This is a genomic window from Lysobacter alkalisoli, assembly GCF_006547045.1.
Lineage (GTDB): Bacteria > Pseudomonadota > Gammaproteobacteria > Xanthomonadales > Xanthomonadaceae > Marilutibacter > Marilutibacter alkalisoli.
Map to the genome: position 1 here is coordinate 1,989,115 of NZ_CP041242.1, position 23,083 is coordinate 2,012,197.

The 23,083-nt window shown below is 63.4% G+C and carries 27 protein-coding genes and 1 pseudogene; 2 read left to right on the top strand and 26 right to left on the bottom strand.

The genetic code is table 11. The features are described 5' to 3' along the window. Positions 1 to 12: 12 nt before the first annotated feature. The 23 genes and pseudogenes from FKV23_RS08570 to FKV23_RS08680 all read right to left on the bottom strand — a co-directional run bounded on the left by FKV23_RS08570 (position 13) and on the right by FKV23_RS08680 (position 16,777). A complete protein-coding gene (locus tag FKV23_RS08570) occupies positions 13 to 429 on the bottom strand; it encodes a flagellar hook assembly protein FlgD (RefSeq protein WP_141623477.1) in 417 nt (138 codons plus the stop codon). Then, a complete protein-coding gene (locus FKV23_RS08575; RefSeq protein ID WP_141623478.1) occupies positions 429 to 653 on the bottom strand; it encodes a hypothetical protein in 225 nt (74 codons plus the stop codon). Before FKV23_RS08575 ends, FKV23_RS08570 begins: the two co-directional genes overlap by 1 nt. A 465-nt stretch (positions 654 to 1,118) precedes the next feature. Beyond that, the gene (locus FKV23_RS08580; protein WP_141623479.1) at positions 1,119 to 1,571 is read right to left on the bottom strand and encodes a hypothetical protein; all 453 of its coding nucleotides are present in this window, start codon (positions 1,569 to 1,571) and stop codon (positions 1,119 to 1,121) included. Further along, positions 1,568 to 2,845, bottom strand: coding sequence for a FliI/YscN family ATPase (locus tag FKV23_RS08585; RefSeq protein WP_244243952.1), 1,278 nt, complete (start codon positions 2,843 to 2,845; stop codon positions 1,568 to 1,570). Before FKV23_RS08585 ends, FKV23_RS08580 begins: the two co-directional genes overlap by 4 nt. Positions 2,846 to 2,889: 44 nt before the next feature. Next, the gene (locus FKV23_RS08590) at positions 2,890 to 3,588 is read right to left on the bottom strand and encodes a FliH/SctL family protein (RefSeq protein ID WP_141623481.1); all 699 of its coding nucleotides are present in this window, start codon (positions 3,586 to 3,588) and stop codon (positions 2,890 to 2,892) included. After that, a complete protein-coding gene (locus tag FKV23_RS08595; RefSeq protein WP_141623482.1) occupies positions 3,585 to 4,031 on the bottom strand; it encodes a hypothetical protein in 447 nt (148 codons plus the stop codon). Before FKV23_RS08595 ends, FKV23_RS08590 begins: the two co-directional genes overlap by 4 nt. After that, positions 4,028 to 4,690 (bottom strand): flagellar M-ring protein FliF C-terminal domain-containing protein, encoded by a 663-nt coding sequence (locus FKV23_RS17795; protein WP_407067671.1) that lies wholly within the window; start codon positions 4,688 to 4,690, stop codon positions 4,028 to 4,030. Before FKV23_RS17795 ends, FKV23_RS08595 begins: the two co-directional genes overlap by 4 nt. Beyond that, positions 4,673 to 5,409: pseudogene (fliF, locus tag FKV23_RS17800) on the bottom strand (flagellar basal-body MS-ring/collar protein FliF); the annotation flags it as partial. The pseudogene fliF and the gene FKV23_RS17795, both read right to left, overlap by 18 nt. A 10-nt stretch (positions 5,410 to 5,419) precedes the next feature. Beyond that, a complete protein-coding gene (gene fliE, locus FKV23_RS08610) occupies positions 5,420 to 5,719 on the bottom strand; it encodes a flagellar hook-basal body complex protein FliE (RefSeq protein ID WP_141623485.1) in 300 nt (99 codons plus the stop codon). After that, positions 5,716 to 6,108 carry a flagellar basal body rod protein FlgC gene (locus FKV23_RS08615; protein WP_141623486.1) on the bottom strand — a complete coding sequence of 131 codons (393 nt, stop codon included), beginning with the start codon at positions 6,106 to 6,108 and terminating at the stop codon, positions 5,716 to 5,718. Before FKV23_RS08615 ends, fliE begins: the two co-directional genes overlap by 4 nt. A gap of 3 nt (positions 6,109 to 6,111) precedes the next feature. Next, the gene (locus FKV23_RS08620) at positions 6,112 to 6,483 is read right to left on the bottom strand and encodes a hypothetical protein (protein ID WP_141623487.1); all 372 of its coding nucleotides are present in this window, start codon (positions 6,481 to 6,483) and stop codon (positions 6,112 to 6,114) included. Positions 6,484 to 6,488: 5 nt separating this feature from the next. Beyond that, positions 6,489 to 7,619, bottom strand: a complete 1,131-nt coding sequence (locus tag FKV23_RS08625; RefSeq protein ID WP_141623488.1) for a flagellar basal body P-ring protein FlgI — start codon at positions 7,617 to 7,619, stop codon at positions 6,489 to 6,491. Further along, positions 7,601 to 8,137, bottom strand: coding sequence for a flagellar basal body L-ring protein FlgH (locus FKV23_RS08630; RefSeq protein ID WP_141623489.1), 537 nt, complete (start codon positions 8,135 to 8,137; stop codon positions 7,601 to 7,603). The genes FKV23_RS08625 and FKV23_RS08630 overlap by 19 nt, the downstream gene beginning before the upstream one ends. A gap of 47 nt (positions 8,138 to 8,184) precedes the next feature. Then, a complete protein-coding gene (flgA, locus tag FKV23_RS08635) occupies positions 8,185 to 8,871 on the bottom strand; it encodes a flagellar basal body P-ring formation chaperone FlgA (RefSeq protein ID WP_167285113.1) in 687 nt (228 codons plus the stop codon). Between the two features lie 8 nt (positions 8,872 to 8,879). Continuing rightward, on the bottom strand, positions 8,880 to 9,641 hold the full coding sequence (locus tag FKV23_RS08640) for a flagellar hook-basal body protein (protein WP_141623491.1): 762 nt from the start codon (positions 9,639 to 9,641) through the stop codon (positions 8,880 to 8,882). Positions 9,642 to 9,658: 17 nt separating this feature from the next. Then, the gene (locus FKV23_RS08645) at positions 9,659 to 10,273 is read right to left on the bottom strand and encodes a flagellar hook-basal body protein (protein ID WP_244244165.1); all 615 of its coding nucleotides are present in this window, start codon (positions 10,271 to 10,273) and stop codon (positions 9,659 to 9,661) included. A gap of 55 nt (positions 10,274 to 10,328) precedes the next feature. Next, on the bottom strand, positions 10,329 to 12,380 hold the full coding sequence (gene flhA / locus FKV23_RS08650) for a flagellar biosynthesis protein FlhA (RefSeq protein WP_141623493.1): 2,052 nt from the start codon (positions 12,378 to 12,380) through the stop codon (positions 10,329 to 10,331). Beyond that, a complete protein-coding gene (locus FKV23_RS08655) occupies positions 12,377 to 13,444 on the bottom strand; it encodes an EscU/YscU/HrcU family type III secretion system export apparatus switch protein (RefSeq protein ID WP_141623494.1) in 1,068 nt (355 codons plus the stop codon). The genes flhA and FKV23_RS08655 overlap by 4 nt, the downstream gene beginning before the upstream one ends. A 1-nt stretch (position 13,445) precedes the next feature. Continuing rightward, positions 13,446 to 14,279, bottom strand: coding sequence for a flagellar biosynthetic protein FliR (locus FKV23_RS08660; RefSeq protein ID WP_244243953.1), 834 nt, complete (start codon positions 14,277 to 14,279; stop codon positions 13,446 to 13,448). Next, on the bottom strand, positions 14,216 to 14,479 hold the full coding sequence (locus FKV23_RS08665; RefSeq protein ID WP_141623496.1) for a flagellar biosynthetic protein FliQ: 264 nt from the start codon (positions 14,477 to 14,479) through the stop codon (positions 14,216 to 14,218). The genes FKV23_RS08660 and FKV23_RS08665 overlap by 64 nt, the downstream gene beginning before the upstream one ends. Positions 14,480 to 14,483: 4 nt before the next feature. Continuing rightward, complete coding sequence (locus tag FKV23_RS08670) at positions 14,484 to 15,617, bottom strand: tetratricopeptide repeat protein (RefSeq protein WP_167285114.1); 1,134 nt, start codon at positions 15,615 to 15,617, stop codon at positions 14,484 to 14,486. Between the two features lie 221 nt (positions 15,618 to 15,838). Continuing rightward, positions 15,839 to 16,216 carry a hypothetical protein gene (locus FKV23_RS08675; RefSeq protein ID WP_167285115.1) on the bottom strand — a complete coding sequence of 126 codons (378 nt, stop codon included), beginning with the start codon at positions 16,214 to 16,216 and terminating at the stop codon, positions 15,839 to 15,841. A 3-nt stretch (positions 16,217 to 16,219) separates the two neighbouring features. Next, the gene (locus FKV23_RS08680) at positions 16,220 to 16,777 is read right to left on the bottom strand and encodes a tetratricopeptide repeat protein (protein ID WP_167285116.1); all 558 of its coding nucleotides are present in this window, start codon (positions 16,775 to 16,777) and stop codon (positions 16,220 to 16,222) included. Between the two features lie 68 nt (positions 16,778 to 16,845). On the opposite strand from FKV23_RS08680, the gene FKV23_RS08685 reads away from it, so the two are divergent. After that, positions 16,846 to 17,604 carry an integrase core domain-containing protein gene (locus FKV23_RS08685; RefSeq protein WP_167285118.1) on the top strand — a complete coding sequence of 253 codons (759 nt, stop codon included), beginning with the start codon at positions 16,846 to 16,848 and terminating at the stop codon, positions 17,602 to 17,604. A gap of 367 nt (positions 17,605 to 17,971) precedes the next feature. On the opposite strand, the gene FKV23_RS08690 is transcribed toward FKV23_RS08685, so the two are convergent. Together FKV23_RS08690 and FKV23_RS08695 are read right to left on the bottom strand one after the other, a co-directional pair. Next, positions 17,972 to 18,442 carry a lytic transglycosylase gene (locus FKV23_RS08690; protein ID WP_141623501.1) on the bottom strand — a complete coding sequence of 157 codons (471 nt, stop codon included), beginning with the start codon at positions 18,440 to 18,442 and terminating at the stop codon, positions 17,972 to 17,974. Further along, positions 18,442 to 21,438: a LysM peptidoglycan-binding domain-containing protein gene (locus FKV23_RS08695; RefSeq protein ID WP_141623502.1), complete on the bottom strand. Its 2,997-nt coding sequence runs from the start codon at positions 21,436 to 21,438 to the stop codon at positions 18,442 to 18,444. The genes FKV23_RS08690 and FKV23_RS08695 overlap by 1 nt, the downstream gene beginning before the upstream one ends. 229 nt (positions 21,439 to 21,667) lie before the next feature. Here FKV23_RS08695 and FKV23_RS08700 point away from each other — a divergent pair, with 229 nt between their 5' ends. Beyond that, a complete protein-coding gene (locus FKV23_RS08700; protein WP_167285120.1) occupies positions 21,668 to 22,546 on the top strand; it encodes an integrase core domain-containing protein in 879 nt (292 codons plus the stop codon). A 249-nt stretch (positions 22,547 to 22,795) separates the two neighbouring features. Here the strand turns inward: FKV23_RS08700 and FKV23_RS08705 are convergent, their stop codons facing one another. Beyond that, a complete protein-coding gene (locus tag FKV23_RS08705; RefSeq protein WP_141623504.1) occupies positions 22,796 to 23,077 on the bottom strand; it encodes a hypothetical protein in 282 nt (93 codons plus the stop codon). Positions 23,078 to 23,083 lie beyond the last annotated feature (6 nt).

The following is a 23,083-nucleotide window of genomic DNA, read 5'->3' on the forward strand; positions in this document are numbered from 1 at the left end:
GTCCTCAACTGATCAAGGCTTGACAAGGGTGACTTGCGAGAGGCGGACCCCGGTGATCACTTGATCTTCGGAATCCCTCACGCTGATCTGCGGCCCCGATGTCGTGAATTGGACTGCAATGACGGTTCCGGACAGGGGCACCCCCATGCCGGCGACATCGACCTGGCGATTGAGCAGGGCGATGGCCTGCGAGGTGGCATTCATCGATAACAGGTCGTTGGTGTTCTGGCTGGTCTGGCGCGACTGTTCCAGCGCCGTGAACTGTGCCAGCTGGGCCAGGAATTCCCGGTTGTCGACTGGCTCGAGTGGATCCTGGAACTGCAGCTGGGCCAGAAACAGCTTGATGAAGTCTTCCTGGTCGATCGTGTTGTTCTGGGTCAACGTCGCGTCCTGCGGGTTGACGACACCGCCAATGGCATCAACAGGCATCAGTATTCCTCCAGTGCCTTCGGGGTTGGTGCCCGCCACAACTCACGGGCATTGATCACGATCCGTCCAACCTCCAACCCCTGCTCGCGGGCGCCTGTACGGATCAATTCGACGACCCGGCGAGCGGTCGCGTCATCCAGTCGGTAATCGCGGACCCAAATGGCGGCATCACCCTCGGGGCGCTCCAGCCACCGAACGAGACGTTCCAGCCAGGAAGCAGCCATGCCCACGCAGTCTGTCCGCGAACGATGGTCTCGGGAGCGTCATTCCCCGCCTGCACATGCATTGGGAACTGCCCGTGGATCGGCCTTCCCGGATTGAGGTTGGTCTGCAAACCGGGAACCGGGCCCGACCTTGGGTTAACGGAGCCGAGCGGCACTCGCGGCATCGACGCTGCATGGCCCTCGCCTACGTCCCCGGATTGTTGCGCGCTGTCGAATGGAAGTCCCATACGCAGGCATTGGGCCAAGGGCCCCTTGGCCACAAGACGCCACGGGTTAGCCGTGAGGATCACATGGCCCTCATTGCCCAATTCGATCTCGACTTCCAACACCGGGTTCGCGCCCGTCGGCTCCGTTGTCGTGCCCGTAGAGGCTGGAGTAGACCGCAATACATTCATGAAATCACCCTGCCCGGCCGACATTGTCGAGCCGGTGGCAGGCGCGGCGGGTTGCAGCATTTCGAGTCTTTCAATCACCAGACAGCCTCCTGGCCGATGCAAGCAGGTCGGCCATGCGATCGAATGTGAGCTTGTCGGTCCGCTCCTGCTCGGCGACAAGCACGCGTCCGTGGCGCGCCTGGACGGCGCGGGTCTGGGCCCGGGCCTCGAGGTGCGTACTACGGCATTGCATTTCATGGACCTGTGCCGCCTCCACGGTCAGGCAGTGCTCATCGAGCACGTCGGCCGTATTGGTTTCAAGCTGGGCAAGCAACTCGATGATCGCGATATCCAGCCGCTCGCCGCGGAGCAAATCGCCGCGTCGAGCCTGCAGGTAGTCGAGGCTTTTCTGCGCCTTCGCCAATGCATCCTGCGCACGTGCGGTATCGGCACGGGCTTGACGGTACTCGCTGGCTGTACCCGACTCCCGGAACTCCCGCCAGCGCAGCAGACTGGACAGCCCCTTCAACGTCGCCTCGCTCACGATGCCTGTCCCCCTAGGACTTTCGACAGCTGCGAGTAGGCTTCCTGGCGACCGGTGAACTCAACAGGACGTTGTTGCATCAACCGGTCCAAGCCCGGTTTGAGGTCCACCGCCTGATCCAGGGCGGTGTTGACGCCGCGCTGGTGGGCGCCCAGCTCGATCAGATCACGTGACGCCGCATACGTCGCAAGGTGGCGTTTGGCCTCGCGCGCCAGTTCGGCTTCGCCTTCGGTTGCAACATGGTCCATGAGGCGGCTCGCGCTGTACAAAGGGTCGATGGCCGGATGATGGCCGCGCGCCGCCAGATCGCGATCGAGCACGATGTGCCCGTCCAGGATCGCCCGCATGTGGTCGGTTATCGGCTCCTTCATGTCATCGCCCTCCACCAGCACGCTGTAGACGCCCGTGATGGCGCCCGAGGTGCGCAACCTGCCGCAGCGCTCCAACAGCTTGGGCAACTGGCTGAAGACCGAGGGGGTATAGCCGCGGAAGGTCGGCGGCTCCCCCACCGCAAGGCCGACCTCGCGTTGCGCCATCGCAAAGCGTGTCATCGAATCGACGATCAACAGCACCGACTTGCCCTGGTCGCGGAAGTACTCGGCCATCGCATGGGCCGCGTGGGCGGCATGGGCGCGCACCAGCGCCGGCTCGTCGGAGGTGGCGACGACCACGACGGAACGCTTGAGTCCCTCGGGTCCCAGCGCGCCGACAAGAAAATCGCCCACCTCACGTCCGCGCTCGCCGACCAGAGCCAGCACAGTCACGTCCGCACTCACCTGCCGCGCCAGCATGCCCAGCAGTGTGCTCTTGCCGACACCGCTCCCCGCGAACACACCCACACGCTGCCCAACGCCGAGCGTCAGTAGGGTATCGATGATCCGCACCCCGGTTTCCAGTGCAGTGTCGATCGGCGCGCGCTGCATCGGGTTGATGGGCTCGCGATACAAGGGGTAATGGCTCGCATGCACGATGGCCGGTCCCTCATCCAGCGGTTCGCTGAAGGCATTCACCACCCGGCCCAGCAGCCCGTCCCCGACTGGGACATTCAACGGCTTGCCCGTAGCATGAATCAGGCTCTCTGTCGAAATACCGCCCAGGTGGCCATAAGGCATCAGCAGCACATGTTCCTTGCGGAACCCGACCACTTCCGCCTGGACCGGAGGCGACGCCTCCCGCGGCTCAATCAGACACAACTCTCCCAGGCGCGCGTCGGGGCCTTCGGCCTCGATGACTAATCCGTTGAACGACACGACACGACCGAGCCTGCGACCCATGGGTGCGGATTCTATGGCGCGGCATAGTCGAGTCGACAGTGGTGTCATGGCGTGGTGGCTCCAGCCCGGACGGCATCAAGCAAAGCCCTCTTGAGCGCTTCCAGGCGGACATCCAGCCCGGCGTCATACACACCTTTGTGGGTTTCAAGGCGACACTGCCCGGGCAACAACCGAGCATCTACCTCAACACTGACACCGCTGATCGCATCAAGCTCAGGGGCCCCATGTCCCGTCAAGGGACTGACGCGCACCACCACCGGCCGCTGCTGGTACTCCTCGAGGGCTTGGCGGGAAACCTGCGCAATCAACTTGTCTTCGACCGCCGCATTGCCAAGCAGTCGCGTGACGCTTGCGAATGTCGCCTCAATCACCACCTGCTCCAGGCGACTTTCAAGCTCATCGACAGCCGCCGGCAGCGCTTCCAGGAGCCCCACCAATCGTTCATTCGTCTCCGCCAGGCGCGTGCGTTCACGGTCAAGGGCTTCCAACGCCTTGAGCTCGGCCCCGGCTACGCGAGTCTGCACCTCGACCTCGGCTTCAGCGACACCCTGTGCATATCCCTCGTTGCGAGCGGCCTGCAGCACACGCTCCCGCTCGACTTCAAGTTGGACCACGGGGTCGGGAGCAGGCATCTGCGCCGGTCCTTGTGCGGACCGGGTTTCCTTCTGGGCCTGTGCTGGCGCCTGCAGGAGAGTTGCCAGACCCTGGATGCGCGAAGTACTCGGGGCAATGCGCTGGATCACGCAGCCTCCCTGTCCGGCTGGACGACATGCATGACTTCCGCCTTGACCGCTTCCAGCAACTTGGGCGGCATGGGTGAGAATCCTTGCAATTCATCCTTCACCTTGTCCGCATATGATGACTCGAGCAGGGACAGGCAGAACGCATGATTCACCCCTCCCCACACGGACAACACGCGCGCAAACCAAAGCGGCGGAAGTTGTCCAGACAATGCCATCAGCTGATTCAGATCGATTGAGGTTTGTGTGGTAAGTCCTCGTACTTCATCGGCCAACAGTATTTGAGCGAGGTCAGAAACAGGCAGCGGCAATGCTTCGAGCTCTGCGACCAGCCTACGCACGGAACGCGCCGAGGCCGCCGGCAGGCGTGCCAGCAGGTGGCGACGATCTCCCTTGCGTAAAGTCACCAACAGCAAGGCGCACTTGCGCTCTCCCAGCGTGCTCACGACAACGTCCCACCTTCGGCTAGCCAACCGCGCAGCTTGCTCAACACAGCCTCACGCTCCTCGGCCCGAAGCTTGCGGGGACGCGATTGCATTGCGATGGCACCGATCACGCCGATCAGCAGTCCAAGCGCCGCGGCAAGGCCCCACACCCAAACTCTGTCCCTCATGGGCTCCGCAGGCGTCAGGACTTCGTCAACGATGACTTCATCAGGAACAGCGTCAAGCTCGGTGGCGGGGATTGGGGCAGTTTGCCAGCCTTCGTGCCGTCCCACGCGGGAAACTTCCAGCCTATCGCCACGCTCGGGTTCGATACCAGCCGAAGCAGCCACCAGAGAGCGAATCCGTGCCACCTGCCGCTCATCCAGTGCAGGTGGCAACAGGACCGCGACTGACAAGCGCTCGATTCGCCCTGGCGCTCGGGAGATTTCCGCTCTGGTCGTGCCATGCACGAACTCGGACTCCTCCTGGCTCTCGCTCACGCCGTTGCCATTGGGTGAGTCCGAAGAATTGACGCGCTTGCGCACCAGAAGTCCATCGCCGCCAAGCCCATAAGTCAGGGGGCGCTCGCTGACCTCATGTACCGCATCGAAGTTCAGTACCGCATCCACCGACACATGGAACTGTTCAATGCTCAGGATACGGCCGAGCAGTTCATTCACCCGCGCCCGGATCCTGGTTTCGAGTCTGGCCTCCTCGTCATCGCGCTCCAACAACCCCTGCCCGCCCGCTACTTCCGATGAACCACCCGCGAGCAGGGCACCCGACGAATCGAGAACCACCACCTGATCGGCCGACAGTCCCTCGACCGCCGAAGCCACAAGATTGCGGATACCGCTGATCTGTTGCCGACCCAGCGACTCGCCCGGATGCAAGCCGACCGCAATGGATGCCTTCGAAGCTTCGCGCTCGCCCACGAACAGCCCGGGGCGCCGGATGGTCAGATGCACACGCGTCGTTTCCACGGCAGGCAGCGACGCAATCGTCCGCTCGATCTCACCCTGCAGAGCACGCTGGAAGTTCACCCTTTGGGCAAACTCAGTCACGCCGAAGTCCGAATCGTCGAACAGCTCGAATCCGACATGCCCCCGCGTGGAACACCTGCAGAAACCAGACGCATGCGAGTCTCGTAAACAAGGTTCGCTGGCACGGTGATGCCCGCTCCCCCATTAACGAACTCGTACGGCACCTTCCATTCCATCAACGACTGGGAGATTTCAGCAGCATCTGCCTCCCGCAGACTCCCGAACAACAGTTGTTGTCGCGGCGACAGCGCCCACCACAGCATTCCGATGGTCAGCAACGCAATCAGCCCGGTGCCGATCCAGAGCCATGTGCGAGCCCGGGGCTCCATGGAAGAAAGAAAATTATTGAAGTCCATGACGATCCAATCAGAGCTGCATGCGCATCAGTTCCTGGTAGGCCTCCAGCAGGCGATTCCGCGCCTCGGCCATCAGGGTCAGGTCCATCCGGGCCCGCTCCATCGTGATCATCACGTCATGGAGGGGGATGTCCTCCCCGGCCGCCAGTGCCCGGAGCTGTGTGTCGGCAGCCCGGAGACTGGTATCGACACGGTTCATGCCTTCACCCAGCACGGCGGAAAAATCCATGCCCGTGGGGCGCTCAGACCGGATCGCGTTGGACAGTGGCAAGTCGCCCCCAACCGGGGCAATGGCCTGGATCGACATCATTTGGCTCCAATCTCAAGTGCACGCAACAGCATGCTGCGCAGCAGGTTGTAGGACCGCACATTGGCCTCGTAACTGCGGCTGGCCGTCATGAGCGTGGTCATTTCCTGCACGTGGTCGGTGTCGGGATAGCGGACCATCCCCGCCTCGTTGGCGAGAGGATGGGATGGATCGTGTACCTCGCGTACACCTGCCGGGTGTTGCACCAGCGCAGCGGGCGCGAGCATCTGCCCGAAATTCAAAGGGCTGGCGTCCACACGCCATTGGTTTGATACCTGGCCCGGCTGTATCGGAACGTTGGCTATCGCGATGTTCCTGCTGGAGGCATCCAGCCGCATCCGCTCGTAGTTCAATCCCGCGCGGGCGGAAGCCAGAATTGCATCGATCGACATCGGTCAGCTCCTGCCTGTGATGGCCAGGCGCATGAGGCCGAAATGGCGGCTCAGTGCGTCGCTCAGTGCCTGATACTTGAGCGCCGCCGTCGACATGTCGCCGATCTGTTCATCCATCCGGATCGATTCCCCTGTAGAAATCGGATGGGCCGAACGCGCTTGGGCTTCGGCATGGCGCAGTTGTGCTGCGGCCTCGGGACCGTTTGAGCGCGCGGCCGCTGCGAGCGCGTTGTAGACTCCGGAAAAATCCGTTCGCATTGCGCTCGCACCAGGCATGCCCGCATTGGCCACGTTGGCGCTGGCTACGCGCGCCTTCAATTCCTGCAGGCTGAGCGCCAGACGTACCGCTTCGATGGTCAGTTCATTGCTCATCATATCCCTCACTGAATCACCAGCTCACCATCCAGTGCGCCGGCGGCCTTGATCGACTGCAATACCGCGATCACGTCACGCGTGCTCAAGCGGATGGCGCGCATCGAAGTCACCAAATCTGCCACCGTGGCGCCTTCGGGCACCTCTACCAACTGTGCTTCCGGCTCCCCGGCACGGATGCTGGTGTGCGGGATCGCGATCGAAGCGATACTGCTGCCAGGTCGCACGAACACTCCCTCCGGTTGCGACACCGTGTAGTCCGTCCGGATCTCGACCTTCAGCTCACCATGGGACACGCTGACCGCACCCAGGCGAACATCACCTCCTGCTACGACCGTGCCGGTCCGTTCGTTCACGACCACCCTCGACTTGCGCTGCAACACGACACTGGCGTTCTCCAAGCGTGCGATTTCCGCAACCAGATTGGCTGGCGGCATTGCGAAGGCCACTGTGACCTTGCCGGCATGCTCGGCACGGACATCCGCTGCAGGCTCGACGGCCTGTATCGCCTCGACCACGCGCTGTGCGTTGGTGAAGTCCGGATCGTTGAGCAGGATGCTGATCGTGCGGCCGTCGCCGGCCACCCTCAACGGCGATGTCTGCTCTACGGTCGCCCCGGACGGGATGCGCCCGACCGTAGGATGGTTTTTCTGCAACGAAGCCGAGACACCTTCGAACTGATAGCCTCCCACCGAGATGGCGCCCTGCGCCATGGCATACAGGCTCCCGTCCGGGCCATACAGCGGCGTTATCATCAACGTACCGCCGGTCAGGCTGCGGGCGTCGCCTGACGAGGATACCTGGACGTCCAATAGCTGGCCGGGCTCGGCAAACGCCGGCAACCGGGCCGTGACGATCACGGCTGCCACATTGCGACTGGCCAGATCCGCCTCGCTCACATTGACGCCGAAATTGCGCAGCGTATTGGCGACCGACTGCAGCGTGGCACGGTTCCGCAACGAATCGCCCGAGCCGGCCAGACCGAACACCAATCCATAGCCAGTCAGGGCATTGTCGCGGGCACCCGCAACGCGGGCGATTTCCTTGATCCGGCTGGTCCCGGCATGGGCCGTGAACCCGCATGCCAGGATCACGGCCACAATGAGAATGCGGATTCCAGTCACATCAACCTCAGCCATTTGAACAGGCGGTAGACCAAGCTCTGACGCGTGGACTCGCTGACCACGCCGACGCCGGTCAATTCAATGTCGGCATCGGCGATTCGATGCGACAGAACGGTGTTGTCGGCCGCGATGTCTTCGGGCCGGATCACCCCGCGCAGGCGGATCTGCTGGCGCTCGCCGTTGATGCGCAGGACCTGCTCGCCCTCGATCCACATGCGACCATCCGGTTCAACCTCGATGACGCGCGACGCAATCTGCGCGCGCACCTCCCCCAGGCGCGTCGTCTGCGCTCCTCCCGTGTTGCTGGCCCCCATACCCAGACGAGCGTTGTAGCGGGTCGACGGCGAGTCCAGCCCGACCCGAACGTCCAGGCCGCTCGCTGCATCGGTCGCGGCCTGCGACTTGGCGCGGGTCGTTTCCAGCACATAGACACTCACCACGTCGCCGACCCGGTACGCACGATGATCGGCTGCGAGATTCCTGTAGCTCGCCGGATCGATCAGGCTCTCTTCGCTTTGGAAGGCCGAAACCATACCGCTACATGTCAGAAAACATGCCAGGGCAATGAACTGGTAGCACCTCATTCCACCCTCACTTTCTGCTTGGCCGTGACTCGGGAACTGATGGCCTCCCGCGAATGCCTGGGACGCACTGCGATACGATCGCCAATGCCTCCATCCTGCAGTGCCACCCCACGGGTGCTCAGCCGGACGGAACCGGCCTGTACCTCGATCGCGACCTCGGACTGCGCCAGCACTGCAGGCACCGGTTCGAAATCCCGCGTCATCACCGGCTGCCCAGCGCGTACGGCGCGTGCCGTCCTCATCTCCTTTATTGCTTCCGGCGACGCAACCTCTGAGTCCGTGCAGCAGGTCATGTCCACCTCGGCCAATTGCAACGACAGCCCCGAAGCCTCTATATCGACAGCCACGTCGGTCGCATAGGTGAGCACGGCACGACGGTCCTCCATCGCGGCCCACACGGTCATCCTGCGTACCGGCCTGCCATCCACCCGGATCTGCACCGGTACACCGACCCGCGGACGCGGCAGCCGTCCGCCGACCGATCCGACATCAATGTCCACCGTGCCGGCAGGAATCGCCTGATCCCCTACTCGCCCTTCGATGCGGACGCGCGCCGTGCTGCCGACAGTGTCCAACTGCGAACGCAGCCCACTGGCGACGGCATGCTCGATTTCCATTGCGGGCAGATGCTGGACAGCCGGCGCATCACCGGAAGCGAGCAGCATTACGATGGCAAGCATCATCGGCATGCTCAACGACGCAGGTTGTTGATGGTTTCAAGGATCTGATCGGCCGCCTGCAGCACGCGCGCATTGAGCTGATAGGCGCGCTGCGCCATCACGAGCGTCGACATTTCATTGATCATGTCGACGTTGGCCATCTCCAGATAACCCTGTTGTACCTGACCCAGCCCCACCTCGCCCGGGCGGCCATACGTTGGCACGCCTGCCTCATCCGTCGCGACGAAACGGTTGTCCCCCACGGAAACCAGCGCATCCGGGGCAGCGAACGAAGCCAGTTCGATCACGCCAAGCAAGGTGCGCTCGCTGTCCCCGGACAGCATCACCGACACCTCGCCGTTCGGGGCAATGCGAAGGTCGCTGGCATCCTGGGGAATCGAGAAACCACGCGCCATCCTCAATCCGCTCACCGACACCAGGTAGCCTTCGGCGTCGAGACGGAATTGCCCGGCCCGGGTGTAGACCACGCCACCGTCCTCGGCCTCGAGTTCGAAGAAACCGTGGCCCTCGATGGCCAGGTCCAGCGGGTTCTGCGTCATGCGCAGCTCGCCTGGAGTGAAAAGGGCAGATACGGACAACACGCGGGCACCATGACCCTCACTGTGGACACCGGTCGCGCCCGACCCCACTACTTGGGAGGCGACCTCGACGAAGTTCGCCCGGCTACGCTTGAAGCCAGGTGTCTGCATGTTGGCTACATTGTTGGAAATCACGTCGATCTGCTTCTGCTCACTGCGCAGACCGCTGGCCGAGATATGGAGTGCGTCGATCATGGTTATTCCCTTCCCTCTCAGTTGTCGCCCAGGCGATTGATGCCAATGTCCATCGCCTTGTCGTAGATCGAAATGGCACGCTGGACGGATTCGGCATGGCGTGTCGTTTCCATCAGGCGGATGGTCTCTTCGGCAGTGTCGACATTCGCTCGCTCCAGCGCCCCTTGCACCACCGTCCCCGTCCATGGCGCGAGAGCCCCTTCGTAGCGATATGCGCCGCCATCCATGGGGCGCAGCAGAGCCGGATCCGCAGCCGTGACCAACTGCAATTGGTCCACGCGCTGCAGGCCTTGCCAGATGTCGCCATTGGCATCCACCCGGACGTCGGCCGACGTCATTTCAATGGCACCCGAAGCCCCCTGGACCCGGTCGCCCGATGCCGTGACCAGTTGCCCCTCGTGATCGATACGAAAGGCACCGCTGCGTACCAGCAACAAGGTGCCGTCGCGCTCGACCACGAAGAACCCGTTGCCACGCAACGACAGGTCCAGGGGACGTGCCGTTTGCGACAACGCACCGTCAGCCTGAGTGGTCACCGTCTGCAGTTGGGCATCGAACGACGGCACGGCACGCACGCCCCGGTAGCCGGGCGTATTGAGGTTGGCCACGTTGTGGCTGATCGTCGCCAACACCTTGACGTCGTCGCTGAGACTGCGGCTGATCGCTTGCAGGGTATCTGTCATCTTGCTAGGCCTGAATCGCTGCAAATGAACGGACGGACAAGCTCGGCGGCACCTCGTTCAGGCCAAGCACTGCGACATACGGCATCGAACGGTGCAGCATCCCGCGCAGCGAACGTCGCACCGGCGACGGGCACAGCAGTACCGGCACGAGATTGCGCCCCATCATGGCCTCGGCCTGCCGGGCCAGGTTCTTCATGAAGCCATCGAGCTGTTCCAGTTCGTTGAACAGCACCGTCTTGGTCTCGCCCGGCTTGGCGCTCGCCAGCAGCTTGCGCTCAACCTCGGGTGCCAAGGTCAGGACGTGCAGGTCGCCCTGCGGATCGCGAAGCCCCTGGCAGATTGATGCGCCAAGCCGCTCGCGAACCCGCTCGGCCAACTCCTCCGGCGCCTTGGTCGTCTTCCCTGCGTCAACCAGGACTTCGAGGATGGCCTCGATATTGCGGATGCTGACCTGTTCGCGCAGCAGCAGCTGCAGGACCTTCTGGATATCGGAATAGCTCAGTACCGCCGGCACGAGCTCGTCGACCAGCGAACCGTGCTGCTCACGCATCCGCTGCAGCATGCGCTCGGTGTCCGCGCGGGAGAGCAGGTCGGCAGCCTGGCGCTTCACCAGTTCGCTCAGGTGCGTCATCAGCACGGTGTCGGGTTCCACCAGGGTGTAGCCGGCCGACCGCGCCGCCTGGCGCGCACCCTTCTCGACCCACTGCGCAGGCAGCCCGTAAGCCGGGTCACGCGTTTCCACGCCTTCGAGTTTGGGGCGCTGCCCGCCAGGGTTGATGGCCAGGATCCGGTCGACGGCCAGTTCGCCCTGTCCGGCCCGGCAATCCTGGAACCGGATTTCGTAGCTCGATGCCGGCAGATCGAGCTGCTGTGCGATCTGCACTTTCGGCAGCACGAAACCCAGTTCGGTCGCCAGCTGCCTGCGCAGGTTGCCGATCCGATCTTGCAGATCGCTGTCCGTCCCGGCGAATGCTGTTGCCAAATCTTTGCCCAGGCGCACCTCGACCGGCTCGATGCGCATGGATTGCCGCAGATCGTCCGACGGCTTGCTCTCGGTCGATGCCGCCTCGGCGGTTTCCGCCGAGTCAGCCGCGTTTTTCGCAACTCGTCCAGTCAGATACAGAAGGCCACCAATGGCCGCAAGCACGACGAGGACGGGCAGCTTCGGGAATCCCGGCAACAATAGCAGGACAAGCAGTACCAGCCCCACGATCATCAATGCCTTCGGACTGGCCAGCACCTGCCGGGGAATCTCAGCACCAAGCTGTGCATCAGCTGCAGCACGAGTAATGATGATGCCCGTCGCCACGGCAATGATCAGCGAGGGAATCTGGGTGACGATGCCATCACCAATGGTCAACAGGGTGAAGCGCTGCACGGCCTCGCCCCATGGCATTCCCATCTGGGCGATGCCGATGGCCAACCCGCCGACGATATTGACCAGGATTATGATGATGCCCGCAATGGCGTCGCCTTTGACGAACTTGGTCGCACCGTCCATCGCGCCGTAGAAGTTGGCTTCCTTTTCGATCAGGGCGCGGCGGCGGCGTGCCTCATGCTCGTCGATCAAACCCATGTTCATGTCGGCGTCGATGCTCATCTGCTTGCCGGGCATGCTGTCGAGGGTGAACCGCGCGGCGACCTCCGCGACGCGCTGCGCACCGCTGGTTACCACGACGTACTGCACGACGACCAGGATGAAGAACACCACAATGCCGACGATGTAGTTGCCTCTGACGACGAACTCGCCAATCGTGTCGATGACCCGCCCGGCATCCGCGCCGTCCAGGATCAGCCGCGTTGCCGAGACGTTGAGCGACAGCCGCAGCAGTGTGGACAACAACAGGATGGTCGGGAAGGTCGAGAACTTGAGCGGTGTTTCGGTGAAGAAGGTCACCAGCAGGATCAGCAGTGCCATGCTGATGTTGATCACCAGCAGGAAGTCCAGAAGCGGCGCCGGGATCGGCACGAACAACACCGCCAGCACGCCCACCACGAATGCGATCAGCACCAGGTCGCGCTTGCCGGTCAACAACTGGGCCATGAGCGCCTTCATGCCGGCACCCCCTGCTTGCCTGCCCATAGAGCACGGTAGATCGGGACCAACTCATGGTAGTGCAGTTCCGGGACCATGCCGTCGATCTCGCATTCGCGATACAGCACCCGGGCCAGCCCGGGAACCCGAACGATCGGCACGCGGTGGCGGGCGGCCACGGTGCGTATCTGCCGGGACAAGAAACCCGCGCCCTTCGCGATCACCAAAGGGGCCAGCGTCTCGCCCGGACGGTAGCGTAAGGCCACCGCCACATGGGTGGGGTTGGTCAGGACGACATCGGCATCGGGCACACGCCCTAGCGCCCGCGCCTTCTTCAGCAGCTCGCGGATCTGCTGCTTCTGCTTGGACTTGACACTCGGGTCGCCGTCGCGCTGCTTGACCTCGTCCTTCAGCTCGCGCCGGCTCATGCGCATCTTGCGCATGTACTCGCGGCGGACGAACAGCAGGTCGGCCAGGGCCACCAGGGCCAGCACCAGCAAGACATAGATCGATGTCTTCACGAAAGTGGACAGCAACAACGATCCGACGCGCTGCGGCAGGGTCATCGCCACTGCTTCGATCAGTGCCCGTCCCTTCCAGACGAAGATCGCGCACACGCCGACCAGCAGCAGCAACTTGAGCACCAGCTTGCCCAGCTCCCACAGGGTGCGTATCGAGAAGATGCGCTTCACGACCTGCGCCGGGTTGAGCCGCTTGAAATCCGGCTTCAACGGATGGGTGGTGAAGATCGGCCCGGTCTGCAGGAAATTGCCCAGAATCGCGGCCACGATCAGCCCCAGCACCAACGGCATCACCGCCTGCCCCATGGGTGCATAGGTTGTCATCGTCCAACCGACGAATGCAGCATCCAGCGCGGGCACATTGCCAGCCAGCTCGATCATGCGTCGCGTTGCCCCGGCCAGCGACATTGCGATGCCGACGCCGGTCAGTGCGACGATGACAGCGAACACGATCATCACCAGACTGCCGGTAACGTCCATGCTCTTGGCGACTTCACCCTTCTTGCGCGCCTCATCGAGCTTGAACGGAGTGGGCTGTTCGCTCTTGTCCTGGTCCTGCGACATCTCAGGCTCCCAGCAAGGCTGGCGCACGCGCGAAGGCGTCGCGATAAAGGCGTTCCAGCAGGAACGGAACGAACGGCAGTGTCGCGGCCAACAGCAGCAACGCCATTGAGATCTTCAGCGGCAGCATCAGAAAATAGATGTTCGCCTGTGGCATCGACCGGGTCGCGTAGGCGACGCCGACATCGACCGCAAACAGCCCCAGCAATACCGGGGCGACGAGCATCAGGGCCAGCAGAAAACTGCTGCCAATCAGGCCCAGGAAAGCGGCCAGATCCAACCGGACCCCGGCTCCACCGAGGGGGAGCACATGCGTACTGGCCACCAATGCCCGGTACAGGTCCAGATGCAGATCCAGGGTGAAGAACAGGACCGTCGCCAGCAGCAACAGGGCGGTTCCCAGCATCGACTGCATCTCACCCTGCGAGCCCGGATTGAACAGGCTGGCTGCGCCCAGGCCTGCCTGCACATCGATCAGCCAGCCCGACATGTGCAGTGCTGCTTGTGGTACCAGTATCACCAATCCGAATGCAAACCCGATGGACAACTCGACCGCTGCCGCCACGACCCATGCCATGGCATGCTGGTGCACAAGCGGGTCGACATCGAGCGGCGTCGCCAACACGGTCAACCAAGCCAGGCCCAACGCCAGCACAATGCGTACCAACGGCGGCGACCAGCGCAGCGGTGTCAATCCGGGCAGCACCACCGGAGGCAGGTAGCGCAGGAACGCGAGGACAAGCAGGCCGGCAAAGTGTTCGATGACATCCATGACTACAGCCCCGCCGCCGTCTCGAACATTCGCTTGGCCAGTTCCACCGCCACTGCCAACATCCACCCGCCGCACATCAGGCAGACGACCACGACGACGACAAGCTTGGGCACGAACGTCAGGGTCATTTCCTGTATCTGGGTAACAACCTGGACGACCGAGATCAACAGGCCGACCACCAGCGTCGCCAGCAGGATCGGAGCAGCCAGCTTTGCCGCCGACAGCAATGTGTCCGTCAGCAGACGGACGGCGAAATCCGCATCCATATGCTTACCGTTGCTGTGCCTTGAGGATCGACTTGAGGCGACCTGCAAAATCGCGAACCGGCATCTGCGTTGCGATATTCCCTGCCTGCAGCAGGTTGGCCAGCATCTCCTGTGATCGCTCGGCATCACCACGCCCCTCAGTCACCAGGCTCTGGGCGTAATGCGCGGTAAAGGCATCCGGATCCAGGCGAAGGGCGCGCTTGATCGCCTCATCCGCCGTCGCATAGTCACCCATCAATGCCGCGACCAATGCAAGCCCGCCATGCGTGTCGCCGAAGTTTCGGTCCAGTGCGTACGCGCTCTGGTAGCTCGACTCCGCACCTACCAGATTCCCCTGTAGCAATTGCGACCATGCAAGCGCGTGCCACGTGCCGATGTGATCGGGCATCGCGCGGACCGCCGATTCGAGCACAGCCTGCGCGCGTGCCAGATCGTTGCGCAACATCCATACCTGGCCGTAGCCCGACAAGGCGCGACCGGAATTGGCATGCTGGGCCAAAGCCTGCTCGAACAGCGACTGCGCCTCATCCAGGTCCTGTCGCCACAAGGCCAGCGTGCCGGCGACCAGCAGCGCTTCATGTTGTTCCGGATTACGCTGCAGGCACTCCCGCGCTGCAATGTCCGCCAGTTCGTGCTCGCCGGAATCGAACAGCGCCAAAGCACGTACGCCGAGTGCGGTGCTGTCATCGGGCGACATCTCGAGCGCATCCGCCAGGCTGGCCAGAGCGGCGGCGTAATCATCCTGCATCAGTGCGATGCGCGCCTTGAGTATCGCCAGATCAACCGTATTGCCGTGCCGCATGGTCGCAGCATCAACGCACCCCATCGCTTCGGCGACATGGTGCTGGCACAGTTGGCTGAAGGCCAGATCGTGCCACAACCCGACGCTATCGTGCCCGGCATCGATCAGATCGCGATAGCGCCCTTCGGCCACGGCATAGCGCCCCGATGCCAGTGCTGCTCGCGCCAGGCGATAACGCACACCTGCCGCTGCAGCCACTTCATCCGGCAGTGCACCGAGAGCGGCTTCCGCATCTGCATGCCTGCCCTGCTCGAACAGCGCATCGGCAAGTTCGCAGGCAAGCTCGGTATTGGAAGGGTCGACAACTAGAAAGTCACGCAGCCGCGCGACTCGCACATCCTTACGATCCATGATCCTGACGTGGCCCCTGGTACATCCATCGCAATGCCGATTCGCACCCATCCCCATAGGTACGGATCAGCCCCCTGTGTCATCACGATGCGCCAATCCTGTCGACTCATCGCGTAAGCGGCCGCACACTATCGCGAGTAATCGATGCAAGTCAACAAAATTTTGTGACGAATGCCGCCAGATCAAGGAAAGCGGTGGTCTGAAACCTAGCGCTGGAGGTCACGAATCAACCGCGCGAACGCGGCACGATGCTGCTCGTTCGCCTCCAGGGTCTGCACCACCGTCTCCAGCATGGGTTGCCAGTCGCGATGCTCGCGCAACTCGGCCCCGAACTCCCACAGCAGTATCGCTCGCACGATCCGGGTCCGAACTGGCGCCAATGCCCGGGGATCCGCCGGATCGACACCCTTGGCGATGATCGCCAACTCGCGCCTCAGAGCTGCAGGGTCACGTTTTCTGGCGGGCGCGCGCTCTTCCGCCCGGGAGGTCTGGCGGCCCTGGGTGCTTCGCTCGCTCTTGCGCGCCATCTCCGCCCGGAGGGCGGCCAACAGATGGCCGGCAGACGATAGCGGGTCGATAGGCACGGATCAGCCCTGGCGACCGTATCCGGTCATGAACATCGGCGCGGCATGAGGCGGCATGCCCGATGCGGCGGTACCCGCCACATCCGCGTCCCGCTGCAATTGCGCCAGCAGACGCTGCATGTCGGCCGCCAGTGCCGGAATCTCCTGCGGCAGTGCAACACCGGCCTGCAATTCGCGGATCGCGGCGACCCTGTCCTCTTCGGCGATGGCCGACAAGGCGCGGGCGTAAGCACCCAGTGCATCCTCCTGCCCCGTCAGCGGTTGCAGGATCCGGCCGGCTTCGCCCCCCAGCCCTTTCATCACCAGCAGTTGCCCCAACTGGAAACGCGCAGCCGGAAGTCCGGGGTCCTGTGCCAGCACGGCCCGAAAGCCCTCCTCGGCGCGGTCGAACAGCCCCATCTGGGCGTGCTGGGCCGCCAGCAGGTAACGGCCGAGGTGGTGCGAGGGCTCGCGCTCGACCAGCGTCTTCAGCATCACCACGGCGTCGGCATCGCGGTCGACGTTGATCGCCTCGAGCGAGAGGCGGAGCAGTTCTTCGTTGTCCAGCTTGTCGTATTGCATGGGCATTCCAGCAGGTGGGCAGGATGGCCCGGGGTGCCCCGGGACCACGGCGCCGCGGTGAGTCGGGGATGCGGCTTGGCACCCCGGGCCACTTACATGACTTCCGCTGCGACAGGCAGGAGTTTAGCCCCAAGCCCCTCGACTTCCGGCGCCATGCTGGCAGCAACGGCATGACCGTCGGACACGACTTCGTCAACGAACTGCGGCGAAATCACGCACACGAGATCCAACGCCTGCGCAAGCAGATCGCCCAGCGGCGTCCCGGACCCGGCCGGAAGAACCGCATCTGGGCCATGGACGGCAGCACCAAGACCGACACGGCCGGCGAACGGCACTTCATCCTCGGCCTGCTCGATCATGGCACCCGCCGCTGCCTCGCCCTGCACCCCCTGCCGGACAAGCGCAGCCTCACCCTCTTGCGCGTCCTGCTCGGCGCCATCGTGCGCCACGGCAGACCGAAGGTCCTGCGTACCGACAACGAAGCCATCTTCACCAGCCGGCTGTTTCGCTTCGGCTTGCAGGTGCTCGGCATCCGGCACCAGACGACGGACCTGCACTCGCCCTGGCAGAACGGTCGGATCGAGCGCCTCTTCGGCACCCTCAAGGCCAGACTCAACCATTGGACGGTGCAGGACTGCAGCGGCCTGCATGCCGCGCTGCTGGAATTCCGCTTCTGGTACAACCACGTCCGGCCCCACCAACATCTGCACGGCCGCACCCCGGCCGAAGTGTGGGACGGCATCGACATCTATCGCCGCCCCGTCAAGCGGCGCGTGTTCTACGAGGCTTGGAATGGATTGCTGCAGGGCGAGTGGTTCATCCACTGACGCTGACGGACGCAACCATCGCTGCCACCGGCCTGTCCGCATTCGCGGAGGGGCCGGCGTGCCCGCATATCCGGAAATCCGGCTCCGGCAGTGCCCGAGGCGCGGCTGGCATCCCTTGTTCACCTCACGTTGACCGGCCTGACGCCTCAAAAGCGCTCCTCGGGCACTATCAATTGCGCAAAAAATGAGCCGCCGCGCATACAGCGGCGCTCATGCAGACAACAGACAGCACACACAACCGAAATCGGCCGCGAACGGCCATAATTCCGGGCTACGGCCGGCAAAAAAACCGGCCGCAGGGAAGGATCGGGGTCAACCTGACAGCTGACAGGACAGTGGGTAGGCTTTTTTAGCAGCTAGAGAAGGGCTACGAATTACGCTCCACTCGGATCAGATCGCCGTAATGGCCAAACTTCGGCTTTGGGGAATAGTTAGCGGCCACATCAGCACTCGATGTTGCTGTTTCGAGCTTATGTGGATTGAAAAACTCCCGCCTTGTCGCGACCACTCCATCTCGGCCAAAGATGTACGAAGTACCGCTAATAACCCTATCCGTATCGCCTTCGAATTCTCGATACGTCGCCATCGTCAGAAAAAGCTTCCCTGGCTCAACTTCCTGAAAGTCATATGACAAGGATTCGCGAAGATGCTCGTCAAGGAAGCTGACGCCAACCGCCTTTTCGGCCACCTCCAAAAAGCAATACGGGTGCTCGATAGCGCCAACGAGAACCGTATAAGGCAATCCCTTCTCATGCGCAGCCTTGGCCTGATCCTCAGACCACATCTCCGTAGGGCTCTTCTTGGCACGAAACCACGACTTACAGAAAAATACGTCCATCAATAAATCCTACCGTTAACGTCACGAATCAGAACACCAGCGCGATTTGCACCATCCAGGACAGATGGCGGAATTGGCCGCACTTGCACCGGCACTTCAAGAATGTATTGACCGCGCAAAATCTGCCCCGACAACTGACCACTAGAGGGAACATTTGCGATCACCCCACCAACGGGGTACTTGGCAGGAATTTCATTAATATACCCCAGCGCGGTTTGCGGCTGGATGTCAGCGAACTGAGTGAACTTACGCGAGACGATTTCACCAGCAGCCGGGCTGTAAGAGTCTAGCCGGTAGTAACCAGCTCCCCCGGGCTTGTTGATATAGACCTCGTTATACGGATACGCCACTGCACGCTCTGCATTGAACGCATTGCCAGCATCAAGGCGCTGTAGCCACTGCGGCCGGCTACTGACTCTTTCGACGCTGTTTGGAACTATACCTCCCTCCAAAGGCTGCCTCGGCCTGACCCGCACAGAGGCAGGACGCAACGCGCTGCCGCCGCGCCCCAAGGTCGCCAAATCACCCGCCGCCATCGCGAGTTCCGGCGGCGCGCCTGCGTCAACCAACGCACCACTTAGCGCGCTAGCCCTGTACGCGTCGACCTTCGCAACGGTCTGTTGCCATTCAATCTCCCGCCGAGCAGCCGCCGCCGAGTCATAAGCCATCATCCGCGGCATGGGCTTGCCCGTGCGCGCAATAGACTCTAGATCGGCCTTGTACTCTGCGTCCGAGTACCGCACGCCAAGACGCTCACCGATGGGCAACTGCCAGTGTTGCGGACCGGTCCGGCGCGCATCCGCCTGTAGTTGCGCCGTGAAGTTCTGCACGCTTGTACTGGCGGTGTATCGCGCAGGTGGGCTGCTCCACTGAACGGCATCGATCCGCCGGCGCTGCACATCGACCCATTGCTGCCTGCTTTGGTTCCAGCCGTAGAAGTACCAGCCGTCAGGCGAGTACCCGTCCGCTACCGCAGTCACCCTGACTTCGTTGCGTATGCCCGCATCGTCGTATGTACCGGGCACGTGCAGGCCGATATCCGTATTGGAGCCCGATATCGGCATATTCATCGGCCCGATGGCATTGCTGCGCGGCGCATCGAAGCTGACCGACACAGTGTTGCTGTAGCCCTCATTGACGCCGCCCATGGCCGCTGTTCCAGCCCCGGCACGGCTGGCCAGCCATTGCTCGGTACCGTGTCCAAGTTCACGTCCCAGCGCATTGCCGAATGCGTCGGCAAACACTGTCGCGTAATCCGACGTGTGCAAGGTTTGCCCGGACGACGAACGCAAAGCCAAACTGACCATGCCCCCGGTCGTCCCGTAGGTGAAGCGGTTGGCAAAGTCGGTCTTCAAGTCCAGCTTGCCGGCGATCATCGGTGCAATCTTGGCCGCGCCCAAGCTGCTCACCGCACTGGCGGCGATGCTGTTCCAGCTGAAGCTGACGTCCATGCCGGCCAACTTCTGGCCGGCATAGTTGGCGCCGGCATTGGCCACGGCCAGGGCCGCGGCCTTGCCCCATTGCGGCGCACCGGACAGGGCGCCGCCTACCGTCCCGAACTGGGCGACCAGACCACCCGTGATCGCGCCGGTGATACCGCCGGCTGCCACCCCGCGCCAGCTGAAGCTGGTCACGCCCATGGCACTGCCAACGGCACTGCTGGCGGCAGCCCCTGCCGCACCTGCAATAGCGCCAACGACCGCCGCCTGACCCACTGAGAGTGCGGAGGCCGCTACACCATACATAGCACCGGCCGCTGCGCCTGCCGTGAACACGGTGACCGCCACTGCCACAACCACGATCAGGATCATCGCCACCGCATTGCAGCTGTTCTTCGGCGGCGGCGTGATGTACGGCAAGCCCGGCGCGGTGTTGCCGATCGCCTCGCTGGGGTTGTACGGCTTGAACGTGTTCGCGTCGTTGCTGCTGACCCGGGTGCTCGGGGCGTTGAGCTGGGTGCCCGCGGTCAGCGGGGTGTCCGGGTCGCCCAGGCCGTTGGCGTCGGCCAGCACGTACCACAGCTGCGGGGTGCCGTAGACGCGCTGCGCCAGGCCGCGCAACGTCTCCCCCGCCAGCACCGTCACCTTGCCGCCGCCGGCCTCGTAACGGCCGCTGCCGCCCAGGCCCTGCAGCTGCGTCTGATCGCCGCGGCTGCCGTAGCGGGTGCGGATCTGGCCGCCCTCCTTCAACTCCGCATGCTGCTGGCCACCGGCATGCACGAACAGGTAGTTCGGCTTCGGGTTGTTCGGCTGGTTCGGGTCGTCCTGGCGGAACACCCCGTCCTCGATCCGGCCCTCGCGCCGCCGCTGCACCTGGCCGTCGCCGGTGTACGCGTAGTAGCGCATCCGGTCGTCGACGTTGTCGTAGTTGGTCTTCTCGAGCTGGCTCAGCAGCCGGCCCATGCCGTCGTAGGTCAGCGTGTTGGTCGTGGTCTTGTAGTCGGGGTTGCTGCTGCTGCCGGTGACCGTGCGCTCCTGGTAGCTGCCCCAGCCCTGCCAGGTGCTGGTGTAGGTGTGCGTCGCCCAGCCGATGTCATGGCCCCGGTAGCGGTAGCTCTGCAGCCGCCCCAGCGTGTCGTAGCCGCTGCTGCCGTCGGCCTTGGTGTACAGCACCTCGCTGCGCAGCTGCAGCACCCCCAGGTCGGTACGCTGGTTGCCCGACGGCCCCTCCAGCGGCGTGCCGAACGCCTGCCACCAGTCGCCGTCCGGGCGGCCCCGGGTCGTCTGCTTCACCACCCGCCCGTCGCCATCGAAGCTGAACTGCTCCGCGCCACTGAGCCAGCCGCCGATCTGCAGGTCCCAGTAGATCTCCTCGGCGCCCTCCCGGTAACTCACCTGCCGGGTCGCGTCGCTGGCGAAGTAGCCGCGTGTCTCCACCAGCCGGCCCGCCACGTCGTAGGTGTACGCCTTCGATACGCCCCGGCCGCTGCCGCCCAGCTGCTCGCGGTGGAACTCCAGCACCTTCTGCCCGCGCAGGTCGTACGCGCTGCGGTACACGTAGCCGACGCCGTCGTGGTAGCGGAACCGCGAGACCTCACGGCCGGCGGCGTCGTAGTGCAGCTCGTACGATTCAGACGCGGCGGCCCGGAGAACCCGACTTGCCCTGCCCTTTACGGGCCATCAGAAGAAATCAATCCGGGAGCGTGCGGGATGGTTTAGGGGCCGCGCGCTAAACCTTCGTCCTGCGGCGCAGGATCAACCCCGGAAGCACAATCCGAGTTCCCCAGTGCATTCCCTGGCATTCCTGCTGCTGTTCCTCTACGTCTGGCTGTGCCGCCTTGCCGACGAGTGGCCTGCGCGGCATCGCGTCCATCGCCCGTTCCGGCGCCATCCGACACCCGTTGCCCTCAGTCCGGGCAACGCCCCTCGGGCCGTTGCCGGCAAGAAGCCCGCATGGGCGACGACCGCCCTGATCCGGCTGGCTGCGCGCACACCCAAGGCGCTCGCCAGTTGCCGCCGCCTGAGCGGTCGATTCAATCGCCGCTTCGCCTCGCGTGGCGTCACCGTCAGCCACGATTGGGTCTGGAAGCAGCTGAAACAGCATGCGCCGGCCATCGCCCGGCAACGCCGACGATGGCGAGCGTGCGGGCCGCGACCACTGCCCGTCAACGACACCTGGGCAGCCGACCTGACCGGTCTCACCGACGCAACCGGAGAGACCCACCTCGTCTTCGGCCTGCTCGACCACGGCAGTCGCGCCCTGCTCTCGCTGCGGTGCCTCCGGCGGAAAACATCGATTACGATCCTGCGGGCGCTGCTCGATGCCTGTGAACGCCACGGCATTCCCCGCGCACTGCGTACCGACAACGAAGCCATGTTCACCAGCGCCCTGTTCCGGTTCGCGCTGCGCTGGCTCGGCATCCGCCATCAGCGTAGCGCCCCGGGCTGTCCGTGGCAGAACGGGCGCATCGAGCGGTTCTTCGGCACCCTCAAGCGTGAGCTTGAAATACTGGTGCCACCCTCGTTGGGCACGCTACCGGCCCGATTGAGTCTGTTCGCCAGCTACTACAACGCCCGCCGCCCACATATGGCACTGAACGACCGCACTCCGGCGCAGGCCTGGCAGGCGGGCGGCGGGACACGTCATCGGGCCGATTCGGGATAGCGCCAGTTCCGGTGGTATCGGCGAGCCCACCGCGCAGTCGAAGCGACAACCCAGAGCACGGACATCGCGGTGTCTGCGAGGAACCGTGCCCGCACGCTGCCGAACGCGCCCGAAAACAGGGCCGCAGGCCCCAACACCCCGCCGTTCGCAACCGAAATCGGCCGCGAACGGCCATAATTCCGGGCTACGGCCGGCAAAAAATACCGGCCGCAGGGAAGGATCGGGGTCAACCTGACAGCTGACAGGACATCAACCATTGTCAGTGCATATAAGTCGCCAGTTACCAGACTGCGCCTCCTCCTCTGTCAACATGACATTCTCAACAGTGGCAAGTGCACGCAGATCGTTGGTCGATATTTTCTTTACGATCTGCTCACCCTCCAAGCTAATGCGCTGCCTAACGCCTTCTTCGGAGATAAGTTCACAGTCACACGCCTTTATTAGCTGGGGGTGATTGGCTACTAGGCCACCAAGAACCGTGCGCCCGTTGGACAAGCGAAATACATTCAGAATCTTCATCTCAAATTTCATTTGATA

Coding starts and splice junctions, on each gene's coding strand:
- FKV23_RS08570 (WP_141623477.1), bottom strand. CDS start 429: ATGCCTGTTGATGCCATTGGCGGTGTCGTCAACCCGCAGGACGCGACG.
- FKV23_RS08575 (WP_141623478.1), bottom strand. CDS start 653: ATGGCTGCTTCCTGGCTGGAACGTCTCGTTCGGTGGCTGGAGCGCCCC.
- FKV23_RS08585 (WP_244243952.1), bottom strand. CDS start 2,845: ATGGGTCGCAGGCTCGGTCGTGTCGTGTCGTTCAACGGATTAGTCATC.
- fliE (WP_141623485.1), bottom strand. CDS start 5,719: ATGATGTCGATCCAGGCCATTGCCCCGGTTGGGGGCGACTTGCCACTG.
- FKV23_RS08615 (WP_141623486.1), bottom strand. CDS start 6,108: ATGTCGATCGATGCAATTCTGGCTTCCGCCCGCGCGGGATTGAACTAC.
- FKV23_RS08620 (WP_141623487.1), bottom strand. CDS start 6,483: ATGATGAGCAATGAACTGACCATCGAAGCGGTACGTCTGGCGCTCAGC.
- FKV23_RS08625 (WP_141623488.1), bottom strand. CDS start 7,619: ATGGCTGAGGTTGATGTGACTGGAATCCGCATTCTCATTGTGGCCGTG.
- FKV23_RS08630 (WP_141623489.1), bottom strand. CDS start 8,137: ATGGTTTCGGCCTTCCAAAGCGAAGAGAGCCTGATCGATCCGGCGAGC.
- flgA (WP_167285113.1), bottom strand. CDS start 8,871: ATGATGCTTGCCATCGTAATGCTGCTCGCTTCCGGTGATGCGCCGGCT.
- FKV23_RS08640 (WP_141623491.1), bottom strand. CDS start 9,641: ATGATCGACGCACTCCATATCTCGGCCAGCGGTCTGCGCAGTGAGCAG.
- flhA (WP_141623493.1), bottom strand. CDS start 12,380: ATGAAGGCGCTCATGGCCCAGTTGTTGACCGGCAAGCGCGACCTGGTG.
- FKV23_RS08655 (WP_141623494.1), bottom strand. CDS start 13,444: ATGTCGCAGGACCAGGACAAGAGCGAACAGCCCACTCCGTTCAAGCTC.
- FKV23_RS08665 (WP_141623496.1), bottom strand. CDS start 14,479: ATGGATGCGGATTTCGCCGTCCGTCTGCTGACGGACACATTGCTGTCG.
- FKV23_RS08680 (WP_167285116.1), bottom strand. CDS start 16,777: ATGCAATACGACAAGCTGGACAACGAAGAACTGCTCCGCCTCTCGCTC.
- FKV23_RS08685 (WP_167285118.1), top strand. CDS start 16,846: ATGCGGCTTGGCACCCCGGGCCACTTACATGACTTCCGCTGCGACAGG.
- FKV23_RS08690 (WP_141623501.1), bottom strand. CDS start 18,442: ATGGACGTATTTTTCTGTAAGTCGTGGTTTCGTGCCAAGAAGAGCCCT.
- FKV23_RS08705 (WP_141623504.1), bottom strand. CDS start 23,077: ATGAAATTTGAGATGAAGATTCTGAATGTATTTCGCTTGTCCAACGGG.